Origin of the sequence: Paenibacillus sp. MAHUQ-63, assembly GCF_028765165.1 — a bacterium.
Lineage (GTDB): Bacteria > Bacillota > Bacilli > Paenibacillales > NBRC-103111 > Paenibacillus_E.
In genome coordinates, this window is the sequence record NZ_JARADB010000003.1 from 1286508 (window position 1) to 1309337 (window position 22830).

19 protein-coding genes and 4 pseudogenes are annotated in these 22830 nt (G+C 44.7%); 5 read left to right on the forward strand and 18 right to left on the reverse strand.

What is annotated here, in order from left to right:
* Positions 1–184 precede the first annotated feature (184 nt).
* From PUT07_RS21515 to PUT07_RS21570, 13 genes and pseudogenes are all read right to left on the reverse strand, one after another.
* Positions 185–634 carry a VOC family protein gene (locus PUT07_RS21515; protein WP_274470495.1) on the reverse strand — a complete coding sequence of 150 codons (450 nt, stop codon included), beginning with the start codon at positions 632–634 and terminating at the stop codon, positions 185–187.
* Positions 635–808: 174 nt separating this feature from the next.
* Positions 809–1474 carry a YoaK family protein gene (locus PUT07_RS21520; protein ID WP_274470496.1) on the reverse strand — a complete coding sequence of 222 codons (666 nt, stop codon included), beginning with the start codon at positions 1472–1474 and terminating at the stop codon, positions 809–811.
* Between the two features lie 46 nt (positions 1475–1520).
* Complete coding sequence (locus PUT07_RS21525; RefSeq protein WP_274470497.1) at positions 1521–3134, reverse strand: ATP-binding protein; 1614 nt, start codon at positions 3132–3134, stop codon at positions 1521–1523.
* Between the two features lie 427 nt (positions 3135–3561).
* Positions 3562–4359, reverse strand: coding sequence for a helix-turn-helix transcriptional regulator (locus tag PUT07_RS21530; protein ID WP_274470498.1), 798 nt, complete (start codon positions 4357–4359; stop codon positions 3562–3564).
* A 119-nt stretch (positions 4360–4478) separates the two neighbouring features.
* Entirely contained in the window at positions 4479–6683 is a 2205-nt protein-coding gene (locus PUT07_RS21535) for a hypothetical protein (RefSeq protein WP_274470500.1), read from the reverse strand.
* An 81-nt stretch (positions 6684–6764) separates the two neighbouring features.
* Complete coding sequence (locus tag PUT07_RS21540) at positions 6765–8555, reverse strand: hypothetical protein (RefSeq protein WP_274470501.1); 1791 nt, start codon at positions 8553–8555, stop codon at positions 6765–6767.
* 42 nt (positions 8556–8597) lie between these two features.
* A complete protein-coding gene (locus PUT07_RS21545; RefSeq protein WP_274470502.1) occupies positions 8598–9566 on the reverse strand; it encodes a carbohydrate ABC transporter permease in 969 nt (322 codons plus the stop codon).
* The gene (locus tag PUT07_RS21550; protein ID WP_274470503.1) at positions 9563–10486 is read right to left on the reverse strand and encodes an ABC transporter permease subunit; all 924 of its coding nucleotides are present in this window, start codon (positions 10484–10486) and stop codon (positions 9563–9565) included. Before PUT07_RS21550 ends, PUT07_RS21545 begins: the two co-directional genes overlap by 4 nt.
* Before the next feature lie 364 nt (positions 10487–10850).
* The gene (locus tag PUT07_RS21555; RefSeq protein ID WP_274470504.1) at positions 10851–11120 is read right to left on the reverse strand and encodes a dockerin type I domain-containing protein; all 270 of its coding nucleotides are present in this window, start codon (positions 11118–11120) and stop codon (positions 10851–10853) included.
* A gap of 85 nt (positions 11121–11205) precedes the next feature.
* Positions 11206–11379 (reverse strand): annotated as a pseudogene (locus PUT07_RS35645) (sugar-binding protein); the annotation flags it as partial.
* 282 nt (positions 11380–11661) lie between these two features.
* The gene (tatA, locus tag PUT07_RS21560; protein ID WP_274470505.1) at positions 11662–11874 is read right to left on the reverse strand and encodes a twin-arginine translocase TatA/TatE family subunit; all 213 of its coding nucleotides are present in this window, start codon (positions 11872–11874) and stop codon (positions 11662–11664) included.
* A 21-nt stretch (positions 11875–11895) separates the two neighbouring features.
* Complete coding sequence (locus tag PUT07_RS21565) at positions 11896–12456, reverse strand: RidA family protein (protein ID WP_274470507.1); 561 nt, start codon at positions 12454–12456, stop codon at positions 11896–11898.
* A 20-nt stretch (positions 12457–12476) separates the two neighbouring features.
* Positions 12477–14084, reverse strand: coding sequence for a flavin monoamine oxidase family protein (locus PUT07_RS21570; RefSeq protein ID WP_274470509.1), 1608 nt, complete (start codon positions 14082–14084; stop codon positions 12477–12479).
* Between the two features lie 223 nt (positions 14085–14307).
* On the opposite strand from PUT07_RS21570, the gene PUT07_RS21575 reads away from it, so the two are divergent.
* The 3 genes from PUT07_RS21575 to PUT07_RS21585 all read left to right on the forward strand — a co-directional run bounded on the left by PUT07_RS21575 (position 14308) and on the right by PUT07_RS21585 (position 16345).
* Positions 14308–14544, forward strand: coding sequence for a MerR family transcriptional regulator (locus tag PUT07_RS21575; RefSeq protein WP_167064274.1), 237 nt, complete (start codon positions 14308–14310; stop codon positions 14542–14544).
* Positions 14545–14572: 28 nt separating this feature from the next.
* Positions 14573–15337, forward strand: a complete 765-nt coding sequence (tatC, locus tag PUT07_RS21580) for a twin-arginine translocase subunit TatC (protein WP_274470510.1) — start codon at positions 14573–14575, stop codon at positions 15335–15337.
* Positions 15338–15418: 81 nt separating this feature from the next.
* Entirely contained in the window at positions 15419–16345 is a 927-nt protein-coding gene (locus PUT07_RS21585; protein WP_274470511.1) for a LysR family transcriptional regulator, read from the forward strand.
* Here the strand turns inward: PUT07_RS21585 and PUT07_RS21590 are convergent.
* From PUT07_RS21590 to PUT07_RS21600, 3 genes and pseudogenes are all read right to left on the reverse strand, one after another.
* Positions 16290–17648, reverse strand: coding sequence for an APC family permease (locus PUT07_RS21590; RefSeq protein WP_274470512.1), 1359 nt, complete (start codon positions 17646–17648; stop codon positions 16290–16292). The genes PUT07_RS21585 and PUT07_RS21590 overlap by 56 nt on opposite strands.
* A 1512-nt stretch (positions 17649–19160) precedes the next feature.
* Positions 19161–19491: pseudogene (locus tag PUT07_RS21595) on the reverse strand (ABC transporter ATP-binding protein); the annotation flags it as partial.
* Between the two features lie 284 nt (positions 19492–19775).
* Positions 19776–19973 (reverse strand): annotated as a pseudogene (locus PUT07_RS21600) (hypothetical protein); the annotation flags it as partial.
* Between the two features lie 112 nt (positions 19974–20085).
* Here PUT07_RS21600 and PUT07_RS21605 point away from each other — a divergent pair.
* Positions 20086–20239 (forward strand): annotated as a pseudogene (locus tag PUT07_RS21605) (peptide-methionine (R)-S-oxide reductase); the annotation flags it as partial.
* A gap of 36 nt (positions 20240–20275) precedes the next feature.
* Positions 20276–20803 (forward strand): peptide-methionine (S)-S-oxide reductase MsrA, encoded by a 528-nt coding sequence (msrA, locus tag PUT07_RS21610; protein ID WP_274470514.1) that lies wholly within the window; start codon positions 20276–20278, stop codon positions 20801–20803.
* A gap of 193 nt (positions 20804–20996) precedes the next feature.
* Here msrA and PUT07_RS21615 read toward each other — a convergent pair whose 3' ends face one another.
* Together PUT07_RS21615 and PUT07_RS21620 are read right to left on the reverse strand one after the other, a co-directional pair.
* Entirely contained in the window at positions 20997–21668 is a 672-nt protein-coding gene (locus PUT07_RS21615) for an NAD(P)H-dependent oxidoreductase (protein WP_274470516.1), read from the reverse strand.
* 151 nt (positions 21669–21819) lie between these two features.
* Positions 21820–22470, reverse strand: coding sequence for a peroxiredoxin-like family protein (locus PUT07_RS21620; protein ID WP_274470517.1), 651 nt, complete (start codon positions 22468–22470; stop codon positions 21820–21822).
* Positions 22471–22830 lie beyond the last annotated feature (360 nt).

A 22830-nucleotide genomic window follows, 5' to 3' on the forward strand; every position in this document is an offset into this window, starting at 1 on the left:
CTCCATCACAATTATTAACTTGTTCATATCATACATGCTAGTAACGGATACTGTCAACCAAGATTTTCCACGAGTAATAATTTATTCAATTAGAGCAACCGTCGTGGCGTCTAAAGTTGACACTACCTATCCGTTCGCAATTCGGGACGTATGGAACGTAAATACTTCAGGCTTCTGCCCTCGATTACTTGAGCTGCTCGCTCAATCCGACAATGATGCCTTCGGGACCGCGGATGTAGGCGAGTCGATTCGTGTCCCCATATTGCACCACTTCGCCGACCAGTTCGGCGCCATGTGCCAGCAGGCGCGCGACCACGTCATCGATGTCATCGACGGCGAACATGATGCGGCGAATCCCGAGTTCGTTCACCGGAGCCTTCTCCGGTCCAGTTCTAATCGCATCCGGCGTGTGGAACTTGTCCAGCTCGATCCGTCCTTGGCCGTCCGGAGTGCGCATAAACACGAGGGTAGCATGGACGTTCTGAAGGCCAATGAGACGATCTACGGAGGAGCCCTCGACGGTCGTTTCGCCCTCCAACTCGAACCCGAGTTGGAGAAAGAAGGCTTTAACGGCTTCGAGATCGTCAACGACGATAAGGACGTTGTCCATTCGTAGTAATTTATTTTTTGCCATAGTTTTATCTCCTTGATGAAGAACAAGACTAGCAGCCAGTTAAGGCTGGCCGGAAAGGTGATTCATTGTGAAACAATCACTAGCGCAATCGCAGGAAAAATGAATAAATATGATTTTGGCCCTAGCAATTTTGTCTTCTTCATGCATACTCCTTTTGTATGAGTTCTACTATTTTTAACGGAAGCGAATTGCCGCCATTGTCACAAGTCCGACCAACAGACCGACCGGTATCCATATGGAAGCAAATAGCGCGTGCGGTTCCAAAATAGCGGTAATTACCGCACCCAGGCAATAGATCTCTACCGCCCATGTGCGTAACCATGCGTCTGCAGTAAATGGGGTGACTCCGCGAAAATGGGCAATCGTATCCTCGATGACATTCGCGAGGTTATTGGTCAAAACGGTCGTTGAAATCCCAGCCACTTTCAAATGCCTGGCGACTGTCGTTTGCATGCCCATCCCCACGCTCAATAATAGAATGAGTATATATAAATACCTGTCGCTGTCTCCCGCATAGGAGAGCAACGCTGCAATAAATAGCAGAAGACCTTCGATGCCTAATGCAATCGTTGCGCCTCTGGACCAAAGCTGATCTTCCCGATCTCGCTTCACAATCACAGTTGCGAGCGCAATACCAGCGATAAAACCAATAAACGCAAGAATTGATCGAAGCACAGCCAGCGGTTTTGCTTGTCCAATCGCGATTCCGATTAGCACAAGATTTCCTGTCATATTAGCAGTGAATACATGTCCCAGTCCCAAATATCCAATCACATCAACGATGCCTGCTATCAGGCAAAGTACCAGGACTGATCTGTTAAGGTGTGTACGTGTGGGCAAAATACATCAATCCTCCCATCTATTAATATGGCTAGGATCTGTTAATTCATGCTTGAAGTAACGGCAGACGAATTTCTACTAAAGTCCCTTCATTCATTTTGCTTGAATAGGTAATATTTCCTTCATGCTGTTTAATAATCTTCTTGCAAATCATTAAACCAAGTCCAGTTCCCTTCTCTTTTAAACTATAAAAAGGCTCCCCTAACTTCGGCAATAGCTCCTCCGGAATCCCGCAACCGTGATCTTTAATGGATATCACACCATGATTCTCCCCGTCTTTGCGCAGACAAATTTGAATCTCTCCGCCTTCCGGCATCGACTCCATAGCATTCTTGATAATATTCAGAAACATCTGTTTTAACTGATTCTTTTCCCCGGTGATCGGGAAGTGTGTCGCTTCGTAACTCAATTGGATTTCAATATTTTTAAGAAGTGCTTCAGGGGATAAAATCTTAGTCGTGTATTCCACCAGATCACGCAGGTCTGTGACTGTAAGTTGTGTCAATTGAGGTTTGGCTAATGAAAGAAACTCGCTGGTAATGGCTTCAATCCGTTCGAGTTCGGATAACAGCAAATCATTGTGTTTTCTCGAGTAATTTCCTTCTTTGTATACTTGTAGGAATCCTTTTATTGTCGTTAAAGGATTTCGAATTTCATGCGCAATCCCTGCCGCGAGCTCTCCGACAATTGAAAGCTTTTCTGACTGTAATAGAATTTCTTCCGCTTTCTTGCGTTCGGAGATATCGCGGCTGATGACGATGACATAACTGCTACCTTTGACGGGCTGGCAGCGCGATTCAAATTCCTTCCAATGTCCATCTTTATGTTTGAGGCGAATTTCCAATGAATAGCCTTCCTGCCCCCCAAGCAACTTCGAGATCGTTTGATTAAAAATTTCCAAGTCCTTCGGGTGCACTAGCCTGTACAATAGATTTCCTTCTAATTCATGGTGTTCAAACCCTAACACAAGTTCATGAGAGGGAGAAAAATAACTCACCGTATGGTTTTGCTCCATAACCATGATCAAGTCAGAAGTATGATTAGCGATCAGCTTGTAATTCGATTCGCTTTTTTCCAGCGTCGCTTCCATATATTTATTTTGCTTATTAATTCTTAAAAGTCGATCATTTGATTCAATCAGCAAACCGCCCAAAATGACGCCTAACATGACAAACAGGACATATTGCAAATGAAATAACGGCTCGTTCAACAAAATATGAAATGATAAAATCGTTATCAAATATCCCGCCACATAAGCCATGAAAAGTGAACCAGTTTTTCTGGTTTGTGAGCTGCGAGCCATATACTTATATACAACACACAAAATGGTCATATTGATCAGCCAACCAATGATTGCCGGGGCCCAATTACCGCCCGAAATAAGGCGTGTAAGCAGCGAGAATAACCCGGTTATCACCCCAGGGATCGGCCCAAAATAAGCAAAAACAAGGATAACGGGCGCATATCTAATATCGTAGGAATACCCCTGCTGCTTGATAGACAGAATGACGAGAATAACCGAAACAACCCCAGCATAAAGGCTCGCCCACAAACTAAAATACTTGATCGGCGTTTGGTGAATAAATGAGCGGATGACTAGAGGCGTACTGACAAGCAGTGAAAATATAGCAATATTGACTATGAAGTCAAATAAAATCATAACACCCTCACTTGTGTTAAATTCTTAAACTTGTTTGTGTATACTTCATATATTAAACCAAATTTGGAGCTTCTACCAGTAAAATAACAAGTTATGGGATTCATGTTTATTCACACGAAAAAGCCCATGAGCAAATCATGCTCATGGGCTTTAATCCAGTTTCATTCTGCTAGTGATATAAGGTAAAGTAAACGCCTTGCAGGACGACGACCAACCACCACCACCACAGGATTTACGTTCTTCTGTTCGGAGTCCCGGTCCTCACTACCCAACCTCGCTCAACTTCCCGTCCCGAAAATACACAACCCGCTTCGCCTGCTGCGCAATCGCCAGGTCGTGCGTAATCAACACAACCGTCCTTCCTTGCTCGTTTAACCGCTTGAATATATTTAAAATCTCTTCGCCCGTCTTGATAAATATCCCCTTTTCAAGTTTTAGCCCCACTCTTAACAGACACACTTTCCATCTGCTTGTGAAACTTTCTTGGCGTAATGCCCGTAATCTGCTTGAATTGACGGCAAAAGTGCTCCACGTTGTTATACCCACAGCGTAAAGAGACCTCCGCGATGGATAGTGAACCATGCAACAAATATTCCTTAGCCTGGCGGATGCGACTTGTAATCACGTCATCCATACAAGAAATCCCGAAAGTCTTCTTGTAAATTGCCTGTAAATACCCAGGACTGATGCGAATAGAGTCGGCCATTCTCGGAACCGCCCAATCCTGGCTAGGATTACTATAAATGGCGGTCCGAAGCGTCAACAAATTGTAGTATTGAGGCGTAATTACTTCTTGAAAGTAAGATTCCAGAAGCTTGTTAAACAGGATCCTTAGTAAGCAGTCAATGGATGATTCTTTATAATTTTTTTGAAAAGAGTGTTCGCTGACAAGGAGTTGGAAAATTTTATGGATATATTCAGGGTCATTTAACGAAAAGGGCACTCCGAATGGAAGCGAAGTTTCCATTACGTATGATTCTTTGGATTCAAAACGAATCCAGTCGTTCTTATACTGTTCCGCACATGCCCGGTAATAAATTTTTTGGTGAGGATGGAATAGAACCCCACTATGCGCTGGGTACTCCTTCAATTCTCCATTAACCCAAAACAGGGCAGGTGTATGGGTCACGACGAGCAGCCAACAATGATGGCCCTCTGGGATATCGAACACAAAATTGCTTGCGTGAGCGGCATCATACTCAACATAAAAAATGTTGGTCATCATGATCCTCCAGTATCCAAAAAATAACATTGCATCAATTATTTATTAGCATATATTACTGATTGAAAACAGTCAACGAAGCAAAGTAACGACGCTTGATCGGCGCTGTTCTGGTCAATGTGTCAAGAAAGAACGCCCCTTGTATAGGTATCATAGATGCGGTTTTTCTTCACCCGCTCCTCTGTACTGAGCTTTTGCGCATCTGCAATTTCGTAACCTCCGAAGGTGTCATACAACCTCGATGAGGGATCGACTTCCACATAGGTACACCACGGTAGCCAGTGGTAGTGGCTTTGCAGGGTTTGAGTCGTAAAGTTGCCGCTTTCATGACCCAAGCCGGGCATGACGTATCCGGCGCTGCCATCCACGTCGCTCGACTGCCTGGTATTTTTATGGATGAACTCGGCGAAGTCGAGATAATGTTCATCACCTGTAATGACATACAACCTGTAATAGGTGTATGAGCAAGCGGCCATATATACGTCGGCCCCCCCTCCGATCGTGATAATGCTTTGACCGCTGATCGAATAGTGGTTGAACGGATGTTTCGGCCAGAGTGTGCGTACTGGGAATGACCAGGCATAGGTCCACGTCTCGGTATAATCAGCGGCGCCAATCGTTCCTTCCAGCCACTTCTCCTCGCCGGTCAGGTCGTATAGGGCAAGGAATCCGAATAAAGCATAAATGCCAGCCTCTTTATCCTGAATGTCGGAGTTGTCGCAGGTACCACCCCGATACTCCATATTTCTGTAATTACAATCAAAAGACCAATTTCCGGCACGGATCGCTGCGGCCTTATATCTCTCATCTCCGGACACAAGGTAGAATTGGACCAGGAAACGAATCACGCTGGGCGTATTGGCCTTCGAGTCCATACGGATGGAACTGTCGGTATGATAAGCCCGGTAATAGCTGCCGTCTTCGTTCTGTATTTGCACAAGCCAATCGGCCGTTTTTCTGCAAAATTCCAGCCAAGACGGTCGCAGGTCTCCTTTTCCGCGCAGGTAGAGAAAGGCGTCCAGGATCGGCTCGATCCCATCGGCCAGCATCCGGATGTAGTGGGGATACGGCTCAAATCCGTTGATGTTCGGGTTATAGCACATTTGCGGCAGGCCCGAATCCGTCATAGCCGTTCGCACCCAGAAGTCGATTACATTCACGCCTTTCTCAAACGCCTCAGGCACGCCATCTTTATCACCATAACGAAGCAACTGATATCCGATCCCGGGCTGCTGCCCAACGAAGCCGAACTGGAAAGAAACGCTAGAGATATCCATGTTGGGTAATTGGCAGGAAAAAGGCAAACCATACGAATCCCCGTATTGACGCGTAAATTCAGTCAGAATATTCATGCAATTATGGAAATGCAGTTTATTATCTACCTCGAATAACTTGTCGCGCAGCCGGGAATAGGTGTCCCGCCAAATTTCCCTCATCATCGACTGGAAGCTGCCATAATGGCCAAATTGAATGCCGATGGCGTAATTTTGTTCAAAGCCAACCTCTACGGGATGGTTAATGCGTTGAAACCTCTTCGTTTTCTGACTGTAGTCCAGACCCTCATATTGATTTTTTCTAGGCATCTCGCCATCGCAGCCCGGATACACATAATCGATCGAAAGGCCGTCAATCTCTATCTCTAACGCCTTGCGTACACCAAAACCGTAATACAAATAGTTCAGTGTCTTGCTCTCCGGCTTGCTCATTCCAATGGCTCCGATGGTACACTTCGGGTCCGTGTTATTCTCGGACCTCACGATGTCCGAAGACTGCATGGTTACGTCCGCAGCCCAGCGAGAGAGAGCCGCAGCTTCTCCTGAAGCGATGTGTTGCATCGCGAACAACGGCAAGGCATAATTGGTTTCCATCCGCCAGAAATATTCGTTGTTCAGGTCTTTGCCCATTGCGTAATCAGGCGCGAATTCGTTCTGCTTATACCACACACCGGGTGCGAAACAGTGATAGTCATGAACGTCATCCGATTCCGCAATCGTCAAAGAAATCTTGGTAGAAAAGCCAAGGTCGTCTCCCGCTTTCAACACCTTGACGTTCCTGCTTACCTTGAACCCTGTGTTGACCACTTCATATACGTCAGAGAAAAAGAATTCTGAGCCCGTCGGGACAATTAACGTACCTTCAGCCACGATTTTATCACCGTAAGCGGTGATTTTGGCGTATGCTTGGTCGTAAAACTCGTTGATGGCAAAGGCGGTCTTTACCGTTACGAACATCGGCCGCTTGTTATAATAGAGCCGCTTGCCATTTTTCTGAACCTCAACGCCACCCTCTTTGGAGATCAGGATATAGTTGCCGAATTCCAGCTTCATGAAACTTCCTCCTTAGAATTAGAAAATGAATAAGGGATATATAAGATCCTACATATCCCTCACTCATTAAAATTAGTTTTTTTACTTTTTAGCTAGTGCTTCAGCACGCATTTTAATAATCTTTTGTGCTTTTTCCGTATCTGAGGCAAAAACATCATTCCAACCTAGACCTATTACATCTTTCTTCATCATTTCCCAAAGTTTATCGAACTCTGCTTGATTCTTCGCAAATACCATTTTCCAAGATGTATTCTTTACATAGTCAGAAATCTGGCTGCGTTTGTTTTTAATTTCGGATGAATCGCTGCCCAGACTTGTATTGATATTGGGGACGATATCGATCATCTTATTTTTCAGGTAGTAGTCCGTTGCGTTTTCTGCTTTATAGGTGTTTTGCCACTCTGTCGTTAGCGCTGTCTTATTCGCTTCAATTGTTGCAGCCCAGTAATTGCTATTATAAAACTCCCCTGTCAATGGATCTTTGGCAAAATCGCTGATGATCATTGTATTGAGCTTGCTTTGTCCGTCCTGATATCCGCCTCCTCCGTACTGATCCGGAACAGGTGTATTTTTCTGGAATGCGGTTTGACCTACTTCGGTCAGCTTAAATTTGCCATCTGCCGTCTTTTCGTAATTGAAGCCTTCAAATCCGTTCACATAGTAGCGCAAGCCTTCAGGAGAGGCCAGCCAATCCATGAATTCCATGATCCGATCGGGATCATTGGCTTTGGAACCGATAGCAAACGCTCTTCCGTTACCGTAATAGGCATCGCTTGATTGAATGATGTGCGTGTCAGCGATCGGAATAGCAACATTCCCGTCACCCTTTTTACCTCTTTCAATCGTATTGTAGAACCCTGTTTCCCACGAGTACCACAAAAGAAATACCTGCTTGTTGGTTAGCTTTTCCGATACTTTGTTCCAATCCTGGGTCGGCGAGTCAGGGTCAACCAACCCCATCTGATTGGCCTTAAAATAGAATTGCAGAATTTTCTTGTACATACTGTTGTCATCGATGAGGGGAACGACGTCGCCTTTTGCATTCAACTGCATGGTCGTGGTTCCTTCAGGCTGCTCATAACCGTACCAATTGCTCAACCAGCGTGCATTTTCCATAGTGCCTCTGCTGTCCCAATCCTTCCACAACGTGATTGGAGCGATCGCTTTACCGTCCGGAGTCTTCGGATATTTCTCATGCATTTGTTTCAGTACATTCAAAAGGTCATCCAAATTGTTCAGCTTGGGAGCCCCGACGCCCTTATAATAATCCCATGGCATTATTGGGCTTGAGTAAGGGATTTGTTCCGAGTATGTCGTTGGTGAAGTATCAGCCTCAAAGGTCGGCAAAGCATAAATCTTGCCACTAGGATTTACCTTTTGGAATGCTTCATTGAAAGGTTTGAAATGATTGTCCACATATTTGGACAGGTTCGGCGTACTCTTGATCTTATCCGAGAGGTCCATAATCAGACCGGCTGGAATTAATTCTTCCAGCTGATTGTTGTTGACGATCAGGAGGTCGCCCAAATTACCTGCTGCCGATCTTGTCTTGTATAGCTGATCGCCGGCAATCTGCGGAGCAAGAATGTTCAGAGTGATATTGAACTTATCCTTAATAAGCTTTCCGTACCACCCTTTCTGCTCTCCTTGATAATTTGCTGCATTGTCAAAAACAGTGATGGTCAGCGGTTTACTGTGATCTAATGCCTTGGATGCAGCTTGAGTACCGGAGTTCGGTGACTTACTTGGTTCCGTTGATGCAGTCTTATTGCTAGATTCATCTCCACAGCCGGTCAATGCGATCGATACCATGAAAAGGCTAGCAAACAATAACAACGCCGATTTTTTTATTGCTTTACCACGTTTACGCATACTCAACCCCCATAATTTTTCAATTTATTAATCCGGTGCAAATTATCCTTTCACTGCACCGATCATAATCCCCTTGACAAAAAACCTTTGGAAAATCGGATATACCAACAAAATAGGCGCTACAACAATAACAGTCACCGTCATTCGAATGGAAGTCGTGGTTTGCTTCGTTGCCAGACTTGACATCGCTGTCGAACCGGCATTCTGCAGGTTTACCATGCTGGATAAGGAACTTGCCTGATTCATATAGTTATAAAGAATAAACTGTAAGCTATAAAGTTTGCTCTCCGTGACTAACAACAACGTGTCCTGGAAGGAATTCCACTGATCCACCGCTGCGAATATAGCAACTGTAGCTAATATGGGTTTACAAATAGGCAACATGATTTTGAAAAAAACGGTCATGGTCCCGGCACCATCGATACTTGCCGCGTCCTGCAATTCCTTCGGCGTTGACTCCACGAAAGTCTTTACAAGAATAATGAAAAATGGCGCTACGATTGTCGGCAGAATATAGGCCAAGAAATTGTTAGTCAGATGCAACGACCTCATTGTCAAATACCACGGAATAACCCCGGCATTAAAAAACATGGTTAAAACGGTATAGCGATACCATAACTTCCTCTTCCACATGTCCTCCTGGGTAAACATGAATCCCAGAAAGGCGGATGCCCCTACCGTCAAAGCGGTTCCGATCACGGTTCTTGCTACAGATACAACGGCTGCATCCAACAGTCCCGGTATTTTAAATGCATCCACGTAGTTATGGAATTGGACTTGCACCGGGTAGAAGATAACATCTCCTTTGGCACTGATATCGTTTGCGCTTATGGTATTAATAATGATGGAGTAAAATGGGTATACACAAACAAAAGCATATAAGGAAAACAACACATAGATTAAAATAGTAATCATTTTATCTGTTGGACTGACCTTGACTTTGATTTTCCTAGTGAGATGGCGGCCAGGCACTTTATCATTCTGCACCAGCCCTGCTGCTGTATCACTCATACAATACTCTCTCCCCTTAGTCTTTTTGATAGTCCGTTCACAGAAAAGAGAAGTACAACACTAATCAAGCTCTTAAGCACACTGATCGCTACGGAAACGGAATAGCTGCCGCCTCCCATTGCAAGGTTGTACACGTATAAGTCTAAAACCTGTATGGAATCCTTGTTAAATGCATTTTGAAATACAAAGTATTGTTCCAAGCCATTATTCAAAAAACTCGCAATTTGCAGCATCAACAAAACGAAATAGGTCGGCACCATACTCGGCAATATGACATGCCAGATTACCCTCATCCTTGTCGCGCCGTCTACATAGGCCGCTTCATATAGCGAATCATCTATGCCCATAATGGCTGCTATATACAATATGGCTGACCAACCCAACGTTTTCCATGTTGTCCATATCCACATCATCATCCAAACATGGTCGGAATTTTGAAGAAGTAATATCGGGGAATCAATCAATCCAAGTTGTTTCAAAAGGCCATTAACTATACCTTCACTAGAGAACATTGAAAATGCCAGTGAATAAACCAATACCCAGCTGATAAAGTTCGGCAAGGTTGTTACCGTCTGTACAAACCTTCGGAACCGTACGGATTTGATCTCCGTCAGGAATATGGCAAAAATCATTGGAAGCCAGGAGAATAGCAGATTTAAGCCACTCATTCCAAATGTATTTTTGAGTATTTGAAGGGTTTGATCGATCTTTACTTGGTTTTCGACCAAGGTATGAAACCACTTCAAACCGACAAACGGCGATTGGGATAGCGGAATCGGCGGCGTATAGTCAAAGAATGCATAAACCCAACCATATAGCGGGTAATAGGCAAAGATACCAAGCAAAATCATAAAAGGGAGTATATATAGAAATTTTCTTATTGAACTGCTGGTCAGGCTGTTTTTTTGTACTTGCACCATGCAACACTCCCTTATTAATGATATATTCAACGTAATTATTGACACATTACGATATCTATAAATATATATGGAATGCCGAAATGGCAATTTCCTCTACTGTAGTGCAACAGGTCAGAGCGCAACAGGTCAATCGGTAGATTAAAGGATGCGCCTTCTGTTGACAGCGTTTTCATTCCGTTTCGTTAAAGCAATTATAAAATATCAATTTTTTCAAAACAATGACTTATCCTCATCGATTATTGATCTATTCTCATATAGCTCGGATTAGGGCTTCCACAACAAGCACAAAAAAAAGAAATGGCGGTCCAAAGTTAACTTCAACTAAGGCCACCATTTCTTTTTTACCTGTTATTAATTCAGAATTTTACGAGCCAAGAATCGAGATATCAACGATGTTAATTGTGCCGCCGCCACTCAAATCCACCGCCTTGTACTGATTCCAATCTGAATCTTCTTTCTTTTTACCATAAGCAGAAGCAATAATCGCAAGGTCACCAATACTTACTTTATTATCGTTATTGAAATCTCCATCGATAGCTTTAATTCTTGAATCATTAAAGCTTTGCAGTGCCGCATTCAGGCTCAGGATCGCCTCTTCAATTTCAGCCTGGCTTACTCCCTGAGTCGATGCCACAACTTGAGCGGCATTGATTGCTGCCTGCAGGGTTGCTTTCGAACCTGATGGATATTGGCCAGGATATGTGCCTTCAGTTGCCGCATCATGCGCACTTTGCGCTTCCGCGATCAGCCGCAGTAAGCCGCACAGGGTCTTTTACACGCACCAGTACATACAGGTTATTATTGACCCATAACACTTTACCTGAGCCGTCTGTCGGACCGTTCGCCATTTTGTTATCTTCTGATTTGCTACATCGCGTACAACGGAGAGCAGCACTGCACCAACAAGTATAAGTCGAATATGCCCCACTATTTTACTTAAATCCTCCACGTAGCCCATGATAGCTCTCCAATCGAATGAATTATTACTTTAATAATTCCCACGCTGATTGAATTGCATTCATTGAACTAACGCCCTTTGGTTCCCATTCAAACAAAAAGAAGCCCCGCACCGGGGCTTCCTCTCTTTTTTCGATCATTTATTCACATTGGAGTTATACAAATTGACCGTATTAACGAGAATCAAAGGTACAGGTTTGTGTCATTCAACCATCCAATTAGGCTTTCGCCTTGTCAAGACGCTTATCATCCGGCTCCATATGGTCAGCCGATTCTTTGCCATCGGAAACTAGTTCCCTGGCTGAGCTCTTGAATTCGTGCAGCGTGCGGCCTACAGCGCGACCCAGCTCCGGAAGCTTGGATGGACCAAACAACACCAGAACAACCACTAAGATTAACATGAGACCTGGGAAGCCAATATTTTGCAGCATATGATCATCAACTCCGTTTCATTAGTTTTGGTTATGATGCTTCGGATATACCGCCACAGCTTCGATTTCAATCAGCCAGTCAGAGCTGACGAGACCTGCAACGCCAACCGTGGAACGCGCCGGTTTAACGGGGTTCGCTTCCGTTCCGAAAAATTGGGCATAGGCATCAAACCAACCTTGAAAGTCGAACTTATTGTCTTTGGCTGCATCCGCCGTTACATACACACGAAGATAAGCGACATCGGCAAGCGTTAAGCCTTTCTCCATTAATTGCTTCTCAATTTCCTTCAAAATACCGATACCTTGCGTCTTGGTATCCCCATAGCGCTCATAAACCGTTTTGCCTTCTTTATTAATGACAGGCGGCACGGTTCCGCTTGTGAACAAATAAGAGGATCCCGAAGGGACGGATACGCCTGCAGCAATCGAGGAGGAAGGGTTTCCATAGAACTCGACTTCATTAATCGGCTCTGATGCATATTTGTTCGTCTTTTCGGTTCCCGCAGCATAAGCGCTAACACAAATGAGGCATGAACCTATGGTGGCAGCTGCTATTGTTTTCACTTTTTTAGTTAAGATCATCGTTCATCGCTCCTCTTTGTCTACTCTTTCATGACGCGCTCATGAATCTCGGTGACTACTTTTCTTGCAGACTCAATAGCACCTGCCTGCCAAGCGGTAATGTAGCTGATATGCTCCCCAGCCAAATAAATACGGCCATCCGGCTTGCATAAGGTCGGGTAATAATTTTTACGGTCATCCGCTGTATACGAAGCCCATCCGCCAAGGTTGTACTTGATCTTCTTCCAATCGACGGAGAACGAAGCTTCGAACTCTTTATAATACTGCGGATGAATTTTGGCGCCTTGGCTTAACGCGTAGTCTTCGCGCTGGGCCGGTGTCATTTTGCCGAGTTTATCCGCATTTCCGCCGAAGGCGTAGTACCCGAGCAGAAGCCCTTTTTTCGCAAAATAGTCGGTAGGCGGGTAATAGATGCTGGAAATATCCATATTCGTGAGCGTGCTTCCGCCGTAAATAAACTCATCTTCCTCCCAGAAGCGGCGCTTGAACTGAAGACCGATTTTGCCCGCGGAGGCATATGCGATCTTGGAGATAGCCGTTGACATTTCGGCGGAGAAATCAGCCTTAATATCTTTAAGAACAGGGAGCGGAATGGTGCAGATACAGAAGTCGCCTGAAACCTCTTTGCTTGCGCCCGTGTTCAAATCCTTATACAGAATGCGCACGCCTTCCGAAGATTGCTTAATTTCTTGAACTTCGGAATGGAACTCAATTTTATCGCCAACACGCTTCTCAAAAGCTTTCGCGATCATATCCATACCGCCAACCGGGTGGAACATCATCATTTGCTGATCATAGGAATATTCACTGCTAAAAAATTGTCCAAAACCGGAATTAATGATAGCTTTTAAGCTGAATGGATCTTTGCGGACGCCTGAGTCGAATTTACCGCCTGGCTCCTCCGTGTACCCGGCCCGTTCCGAACCTTTGTAGAACAGATCCGCATTCAAATCCCCTTCGGATTTCAAATACGCAACGAGTTTTGCTTTTTCTTCCGTTGTTAAGGGGAGATCCAGCGCCTTTTGATTCACTGCTTTAGCCAACATTTCAGCCACGTAGCCTCTAACATCCGCTTTCGCTTGGCGCTTCGGAATTTTCACGCCTGACAGTTCGCCGACATTTTCGTTATAGTAGTAGCCGCTTTCGTTCACATTGTTAAATGGCTCGATCGCGACACCAAATTTGCGTGCATAGTCCAAAGTCACGTGAAACTGCGGGATCCTCATCGGTCCAGCGTTAAAATACATGCCATTATCAAAGCGTGCGACTTGTTTGCTTCCTCCTATTTCCGCAACCGTCGTTCCTCTGCGAACCGACCATGCCCTGCCGCCCACTCGAGCTCTAGCTTCTAAAATGGTACATTGATACCCCGCGTTTCCAAGTTCATAGGCAGCAGTTAAACCGGCAATCCCTCCGCCTAAAATGATAACTTTCTTGCCATTGCGATTCGTTGAGGTGAGATCCCAGCCTGAAGGAGGCGTATAGTCGGCAGCTTTCATTGTCTCTGGGGATAACAATCCTAACGTTCCCATAACACTAAAAAGTGCGGCTGAACCTCCTACTTTTCCGACAGTAGTCAAAAATTGTCTACGTGTAATTTGATCTTCTTTAATCGGTGTCTTCTCCATGCTCCCATCTCCTCGTTCATGTTTGGATAAACCGCACATTAAACATATCAAACGAAAAATGGTTTCGTCATTAGTTTATGTCAGATTACATTACATAATTTAAACTTATACCAAGATAAAAATGGATTATTTGATCTAATTTTACCGGAATGATAGAGTTTACTTATATTTACGTCACGTACATGTTAATTTAACTAACATAAACGGAGGTTGGATAACGATGATGACGAAGATGACACAAAAGAAAGTGATCCAAATCGGTGTGGTCAGTGAATTGACCGGATTATCGGAAAGGCAAATTCGCTACTACGAAGATCGGAAACTTATCTTTCCGGAGAGAAGCAAAGGGGGCGTTCGCAAATATTCATTCGAAGATATTGAAATGATTATGGATATACATATAAAAATGACGAACGGCTTCCACACCGTCGAGCTCAAACGCATGTTGGCAGGTTCGTAAGGCAAACAGAGACTTGGAGGTGCCTTCTATGCAAATAAAAGAAATGATGTCACTGGTGGACCATTTATCCGAGCTCCGAACCCGCATTATTCGGGTCTTGTTTGTTCTTGTTCTAACAATGATTGGCGGATTTTTCGCTGCTCAGAAAATTCTTCTATACTTCAAAGAAACTCCCCCGGCATCTAGCATGAGCTGGCACGTGTTCTCCCCTATGGATGGCATTCGCATCTATATGATGATTGCTTTCGTGATTTCGCTTACGATCACATTGCCTTTTATTCTTTTCCAAGTATGGGGCTTCGTGAAGGCAGGTCTTACCAAAGAAGAACAAAGCGCCACACTCCGCTATATTCCTTATACATTCCTTTGCTTCATGATCGGGCTTTCCTTTGCCTACTTTGTCGTCTTCCCCATGTGCATGACTTTCACGATTCGCATCACAGAAAATCTTGGATTGACCCAGACCTACGGCGTTGCTCAATATTTCAGCTTCATGCTCAACATCGTGCTGCCTTTATCCATCGCCTTCGAATTGCCTATCGTCGTCATGTTTCTGACGCGTATCAAGCTTCTGAATCCGAAGCTGCTGCACAAATTTCGCAGATACGCCTATCTTGTGCTCGTCATCACGGCAAGCCTTATATCGCCGCCTGACCTCATCTCCCACTTGATGGTCGCCGTGCCCTTGTTTGCTTTATATGAAATTAGCGTAGTGCTCTCCCGCTTCATATATAATGCACAAATTCGCGAGAACAACAAAATGAACGCTGAAGCGACTGCAACTTCCTATTAAAATAGGCCTTCACTATCATTGTCTTCCTTTGCCGTATGGGATATATTTACACCAATATATCCATCAGGGGCAGGGTGAAGTATGCGGATCGAACAACTACTGTATTTGATCGAGATTAACCAAACAGGATCTATTTCATTGGCAGCCGAAAAACTGCACGTTTCCCAACCGAACATCTCCCAAGCGATCGTCTCGCTAGAGGAAGAGCTTGGTGTCAAGCTTTTTAATCGATCGCGTTTTGGCGCCGTACCGACTGATGATGGCAAACTGATTATAAGTAAAGCTGAAGAAATTATTAGCAAAGTAGAGGAACTCCGGGAATCCGTCGGCCATCATGCCAAAGAGCTTTCCGGGCTCCTCTCCATTGCATCCGTACCAAGCTTGTGCCTAAGCGTACTCCCCCCAGCACTAGCGATTTTCAAAGAAAAACACCCTGGATTAGAGCTGGAAATGCTGGAACTTGACTATCAGCAGATCAAGCAAGAGGTGCTTTCCGGAAACGTCGATATGGGCTTAATCGCTGTTTCGAGGCAGTACGAAGAGACCAATAAACAGTTAACCGTAGAAAAGTTAATGGATAACCGCGTTATGGCCTGTGTAGGCAAAAATTCGCCCTTTTCTGACCGGACAAGCATCTCCATTGAGGAACTTGCGAAACAACCGATCCTTCTAAACTCCGATTATTTGATTGAGAAGCTCAAAAAGCACGGGGAACCGAATATTTTATTCAAGTTGGGCAATTCGGAAGCGGCAAAGCGTGTAATAGCCGAGGGCATTGCAATTGGCTTTTATACAGAGCTCGGCTTAAAATATGACCCCTATATTCTCACCGGCAGCATAGTAGCCTTAGAAATTACCGGAGAGGACATGGATGTGTCCTTCTGTTCCATTAGATTAAAAAATCGGCATCAGTCCATCGCGTGCAGAGAGTTTACTAAAGAGTTGAAAGCCATTATTGCGACAAATGAATCTCGGATCTATCCCCCACAGCATGCTTGTCATTCGTAGGATCGAACTTTCGTCTCCCTACAATCTTTACATATACGATGAAAGCTATGAACAGCACCATGTTTCCAACAATTAAAGGCGCTGATAACCGGCTGAGCAATAAATAACCTTGATAGACCAACAAAATGACGGCAACGGAGACCACCATATACAGAAGGGCAGGTTTCATGGTGAATGGCGCTTTACGATAAAGCTCAGGGTACTTGCGCGGAAGCTGTACTGCCGAGAGTACGGGGAAAATGCTGGAAAAAAGCAGGATGCCGACACCTAACTGGGAAATCGTCGTTAAAGATACGCCCGTCACAATCGGCACGACTCCGAGAATGTAGTAAAACGTCAGCAGCCAGTGCGGTGTGCCAAATCTGCGATTGACAGCGCCAAAGGCAGCTGGCAGCCAACCATCCCGGCATGCAACGAGCATCCCCCTCGTCACCCAGGAGAACGTCACGTTTAGCGTTGAGGCCAATGCGAACATCGCTCCCCCAACAATAAAGAACATAAACAACGGATTCGGCAAAATGGTCCTCGCAACATCTGTAAGTGATTCCCCAGCAACCTCACTAACCGGCAAAACGCCAGTCGCTACAATGCCAATGCCGATATACAGCAACGCGACGATACCACTGCTGATCAGGATCGCAAGCGGAATATCCCGATGAGGACGTTTCATCTCCCCTCCCAGTTCAACAACCGCATAAGCACCGCCAGAGGCGAAGGAAGTCATTCCTACTGCCGTAAGTAAGCCCGTCCAGCCATGAGGCATCATCTCAGCAGGTTGAAACACCGCGTAATCCACCTCTGTAACTCCCCAAGCGATAAAGACAAGCAGAGATATCAGTTTAATCACGACCAACATTTTACCCAATGATGACATGAACTTCACGCCGAAAAGATTAATCAAATAGAAAAATGTGAGCATGACGAACGCAATCAGCATAATGGGAGCTTCCGGCACAAGCCCCTGTAAATATTGCGCGAAAGAAATGGCATACACCGCTATGGTCAAATGACCGAACGTGAATAAGAGCAGATAAACAAACCCCGCGTTCGGAGACAGCAGCCGACTTGTGTAGGTGTACATGCCCCCTGTCGTTGGAAGCACAGAGCCTAGCACTGCAAGAGGGATCGTAACGATGAGCATAAAAATCGAGGAAAGCAGGAATGCGAGCGGAACCCCAGTTCCGGTTAAACCAATGGCGATCCCTGTAATGGACATGATGCCTGCTCCAATAATTTGACCAATTGCAATGCCAATCGCATCTTTTAACCCTAATACTTTTTTCAAATTCGCCTCATCATTCATCACGATGCCCCCTCGCAATTTCGATCGTAAAGTTATCATCCCAATTCTTCATGGATCTGAGATTCCCTGCTTATTTTCAGAATATTTATTATTTTTGTAATTTGGCATAAATCTCGCCCTTCTTTGCAAAGTTTATATAGTTGCTTCATATTGAAAGGCCGCATGAAACTTTTACAGAAAATCATTTTGACTTGGGAAGGGAAGTTGATTTCGTATTCTTACATTTGAGCAAACCGAACAGATTGAAGCTGGTTGACCGAATCCGCAAGACGCCATTATTATCACCCTGCTCACTGATGGCATTGAGGCTCACGAAATTGTTTATTTGAAAAAGAGTGCCTTAGACGCAAAAAAGCAACTACTCACAGTCACGGATTCCTTTGGGGCGAAAAGACATGTCCACATATCAAGGAACGATTTTTCATACTCGTTTTGTGATGAATTTCATGAGCAATGAACAAGGCTACCCATCGTTTCCGATGCAGCCTTGTTCAAGTTCGTTATTCAATATCGTTTCTCCATAGTTTAATTAAAGACGGACTACATGTGATAGATTGAATTCTTCATCGTCTTAGGCACCAGTACAATCAAATAGTTATTTACCCACATAGCATGAAATACAGTTAAGTTTAAACTTCATAAAAGGAAGTGGAATTCAATGTTTTTTATCCCACAACCGCAGGTGTACATGAGACAACCGCAATCTCCTCCACCTGCATTTATTCCCCCAAAACCTGAGGTATCCTATGTAGTTGACTGTTTATATGAATACACATATGTCTGGCTTCTGAATGGAGACAATTTCTGGTTTTATCCGACTCGTGTAGAGTATGGTGAAGTTTCAGGTTATAGGTGGAATGGAGTGTTTTGGATGTTTTATGGCATTGATCCAAGAATTATTGATGTCGTTGCGTGCCCCCCAATTCCTACCCTTTACTAAAAGATGATTATTATGGAGTTTCTGCACGACCTCCTGCCGAGTAGGAAAAGGCAGCCGTCCAAACTGTATCGGCTGCCTTCCTTGTTTATTCAGCTATCGTGTCCCGATAGTTTAATACTAAACGAATATCCAGAAGTATTTACTTCAGTCGTTTTTATCTTGATAAGCTTTTATAAGAGGAGCTATTGTCTCATACGCTTGGAGGAAATGAAATACAATCAAATCGAATTCTTCCTGTGATTATTTCGATTTCTTTACAAAACAACTCAATGTTTTCACTCTCATAATCATAAGCCTTATTTCGATAACTGCAATATCTTCATAAGGGAGTCGCTGCCGACCGCGGCGAACTGCTCCCTTAACTTTCCACTATCGTTCTCCTTTAGCTTAGTTGTCGTTTTCTTTCCGGTTTCGTTTTAATATCATTAGTAACGTAATAATTACAAACAACACCACAGAAATGATAGCAGTAACATTGAGGATTTTACTCGTTTTTTTCAACTCAGCTATTTCTTCAAGGTCATTACTAGCGAGTGATAATTCTTTTGTTCCTCCGCACCAAGTATCTGTCGCTAATCCCTGAAATACACAACCCGCTTCGCCTGCTGGGCAATTGCCAGGTCGTGCGTAATCAACACAATCGTCCTGCCCTGCTCATTCAATCTCTGGAAAATCCCCAGAATCTCCGTCCCGGTCTTCGAATCCAACGCCCGTCGGCTCATCCGCCAGAATTATCGCCGGATCCCCGGCCAACGTCCGGGCAATCGCCACCCGCTGCTGCTGCCCGCCGGACAGCTCGGACGGCAGATGCCGCCTGCGGTCCACCAAATCAACGGCCTCCAGCGCCTGCATGACCAGCGGCTCCCGCTCCTTCCTGATCATCCCCCGGTAAATGAGCGGCACAAAATCCCATCAGCAGGAGGACGCTCAATTATGAATTTTAAATTTCAGGACAAACAAAATAGACTAGTTGAAAAAAATTAAGCTTTCAATTTGTTTTACAGAATGAAGAAAGGACGTCCCAAAGTCATCTATGACTTTGGGACAGCCCCATTCTGGTTTATTGCCGCTATGTACCAAAATGCTCCGTATGGCTGTTACCGCCTCCGCTATTTTTCTGCTCGCGTTCTAGCATGTCCAAATACGTATGTCCGGCATTTACTACTTCAATAATGCGATCGACATCGTAAACACTCCCCCGCCACCGAAATACGGCCGTCTTTTATCGCTTTAACTGCCGATTTCTCCGTTGTAAATACTTTCGCGCGTCCGGTATGGTGGTATACACCGTCTTCTCCTACAACTTCAGGGTCAATGGCGGTCGATTTAATGACTGAGCCCTCAGGAGCAATATTTCCGATAGGAAATGTCACTGTGGACTCCAGAATTCCAAAGTAGGAGCCCCTTTCTTTTAGCTAGATATTACTATTTTTTGCCTGTAATTGTTCATGAATTTTCCAATACGGATTTGGGACATGCTAGACAAGGAGCATCGAGTCCTATGAGATGACAAGGACCGAGGTTAGATCCACTCACGGCGACAGCCATCTCGGTCACATCTTCCCGATTAGCTAATCGAGGTGGCCTACGCTACTGCATCAATTCCGCGTCGCTCCGATTCATCCATCGCGACGAAACGGAGAACGAGGGCACGACAAATATCTCGATCAGATTGAGGAGGTTTAATATGCATCAGCGCGCAGTACTCGCTGGGGGATGCTTCTGGGGAATGCAGGACTTAATCCGCAAGCTTCCCGGCGTCGTCTCGACTCGCGTCGGCTATACTGGCGGTGACACTCCGAACGCGACCTATCGCAACCATGGCACTCATGCGGAAGGGATCGAAATCGTCTTCGATACAGCAGAGACGAGCTATCGGCGCATCCTGGAGTATTTCTTTCAAATTCACGATCCTACGACGCGGAACCGTCAGGGCAACGATATCGGCACAAGCTACCGTTCGGCGATCTATTATACGAGCGACGAGCAGAAAAAGGTGGCGGAGGAGACGATCGCCGACGTGAACGCGTCGGATCTGTGGCCGGGCAAGGTCGTCACCGAAGTGATGCCTGTCGGCGACTTCTGGGAAGCAGAGCCGGAGCACCAGGACTATCTGGATCGCTATCCGAACGGCTACACCTGCCACTTCCCGCGCCCCAACTGGGTCCTTCCAAGGCGGGAGGCCGATGGCGCCCCGTCAAGTAGACAACAATGAAATAAGAGCACAAAGCAGCCTTAGTCCGGTACTCCGCCGGACTAAGGTTGTTTAATTTTTATTGAAAATCGCTTGTGGTTGCCCAAAAAATCCTACCTTTAAACACCATAAAAAAGGAGTTGCCGAACCCACAGCAACCCCCACTTTTTTAACTCAACAAGCATCTGATAACGAAGCATGTCCACTGATGCATTTATCGCCATTCAACAATCTCGTCGAGATGTTGTCTTGTTTGTGGACGTTTGGGATCCTTTTGACGATATCCGAAAGCGACCATACAGGATACACCGAAATCGTCGCCGTCAATGATACCTTCATTTTGTAAAATAGAAGTCACCTGCTTTTTATCAAAACCTTCGATCGGACAGGAATCAATACCAATTTGAGCCGCGGCTGTCATCATGTTCCCCAATGCTATATAGGTTTGTCTGATTGACCATTCAAAGATGAGACGGTCATTATCTTCGAGTTCTGTTTCCACGAAGTTCTTGTAGAAATCGGACCAATCTTGTACAACTTCTTCAGGCATATGATGTATGTCTCTAAACATTTTGTTCACGTGAACCGAGCCAAGCCGTAAGCCTTTTTCTCTTCTGGCCAGTATAACTACAAAATGGCTGGCAGTGGGCAGTTGTCCCTTGGCGCCGCCAGATGCAGGGGATAATTTTTCCCGAAGAGCTGCATTCTGGATGATGACAAACTTCCATGGCTCGAAGCCAAATGAACTTGGAGACAATCTTCCTGTCTCCAAAATAAAATGAAAATCTTCATCAGAAATCTTTTTGTTGGAATCAAACACCTTGCAAGCATGTCTGAACTGGTAAGCTTTTAAAATTTCTTGTTTTTTACTCTCTGTTTTTATCATGTGGAATCAACCTTCCTTCTATTTTACTCTCTTTGATAACCGACCTTGTAATCATCACAACCAGTTTGTGGATTTATGTCTATTAAAGATACTAAAGCAGGTAATTAGTCAGCATTTGATGAGATCTCCAGCTTGTCCCTTTCCCCGCACGTTAAAGCTTTTTTAACTCTCGCAAAATTTCCTCCGGGCTTTGACGCTGCATGAAATTCGGATTGACATAGGAGGAACGAATAATGGCGCTCTCATCAATCATGAAGGTAGCCGGAACCGGCAAAACCCATTGCGATGTATTGTTGTATTCCGCAAGATCGACTCCGATACCTTCCATGAGTTCCCTTACTCCCGTCGGAACATCGAAGAGCAGATTGTACTTGGCCGTTACCAAGCCGTTCGGATCGCTAAGGACTTGAAATTTCAATCCTTCTTTTTCCTGAAGGGATAACGAATGATCCGGCTTTTGTGGGCTAATCGCTATAAGCTGCGCACCTATGGCCTGGATTTCCGGTAATATCTGCTGGTATGCCCTTAATTGCATATTGCAATAAGGACACCATCCGCCTCGGTAGAAGACCAGCACTACCGGTCCTTTCGCCAACTCTTCAAATAAAATGACATCCCGCCCTAGTGCATTTGTTAATTTAAAGTCCGGTGCCTTATCACCTGGTTGTTTTCCGGAAGCAATCCCCGATTTCTGAAGTTCCTCAATCATTTGACCGATCTTGATCTGCGCTTCAATCGGTGCATTGGCCTTAAACTGCTGAGCAGTTGCTTCCAACTGTTCGGTTAAATTTTGGTTGCTCATGTTCTTAAACCTCCAATTTCGAATGATAACTTGATTATAAATTTAAAAATATCGGAGTTATGTAATGTAGTTTACAATTCTCCATTTTTATTTTTGAGATTGGGTATACAGGCAAAACTGTATTAAGTATCGAGAACATGAAACCTAATATACTGTTGAATCACTACTGTCGCACCTAAAATGCTGAAAGATTCCCCGGTTTCTATAACAATCGGAATAACTCAACTGTTTAGTAGCATTTGACTTCTTATCGTTCTGAAACCTCCAAATATGGATTGGATAGATCGATTACAGTTCTAAAAAAAAAAAAAATGGAGTTCTGTAATGTTAATTACTGAACTCCATCGTATTTTGAAGTAT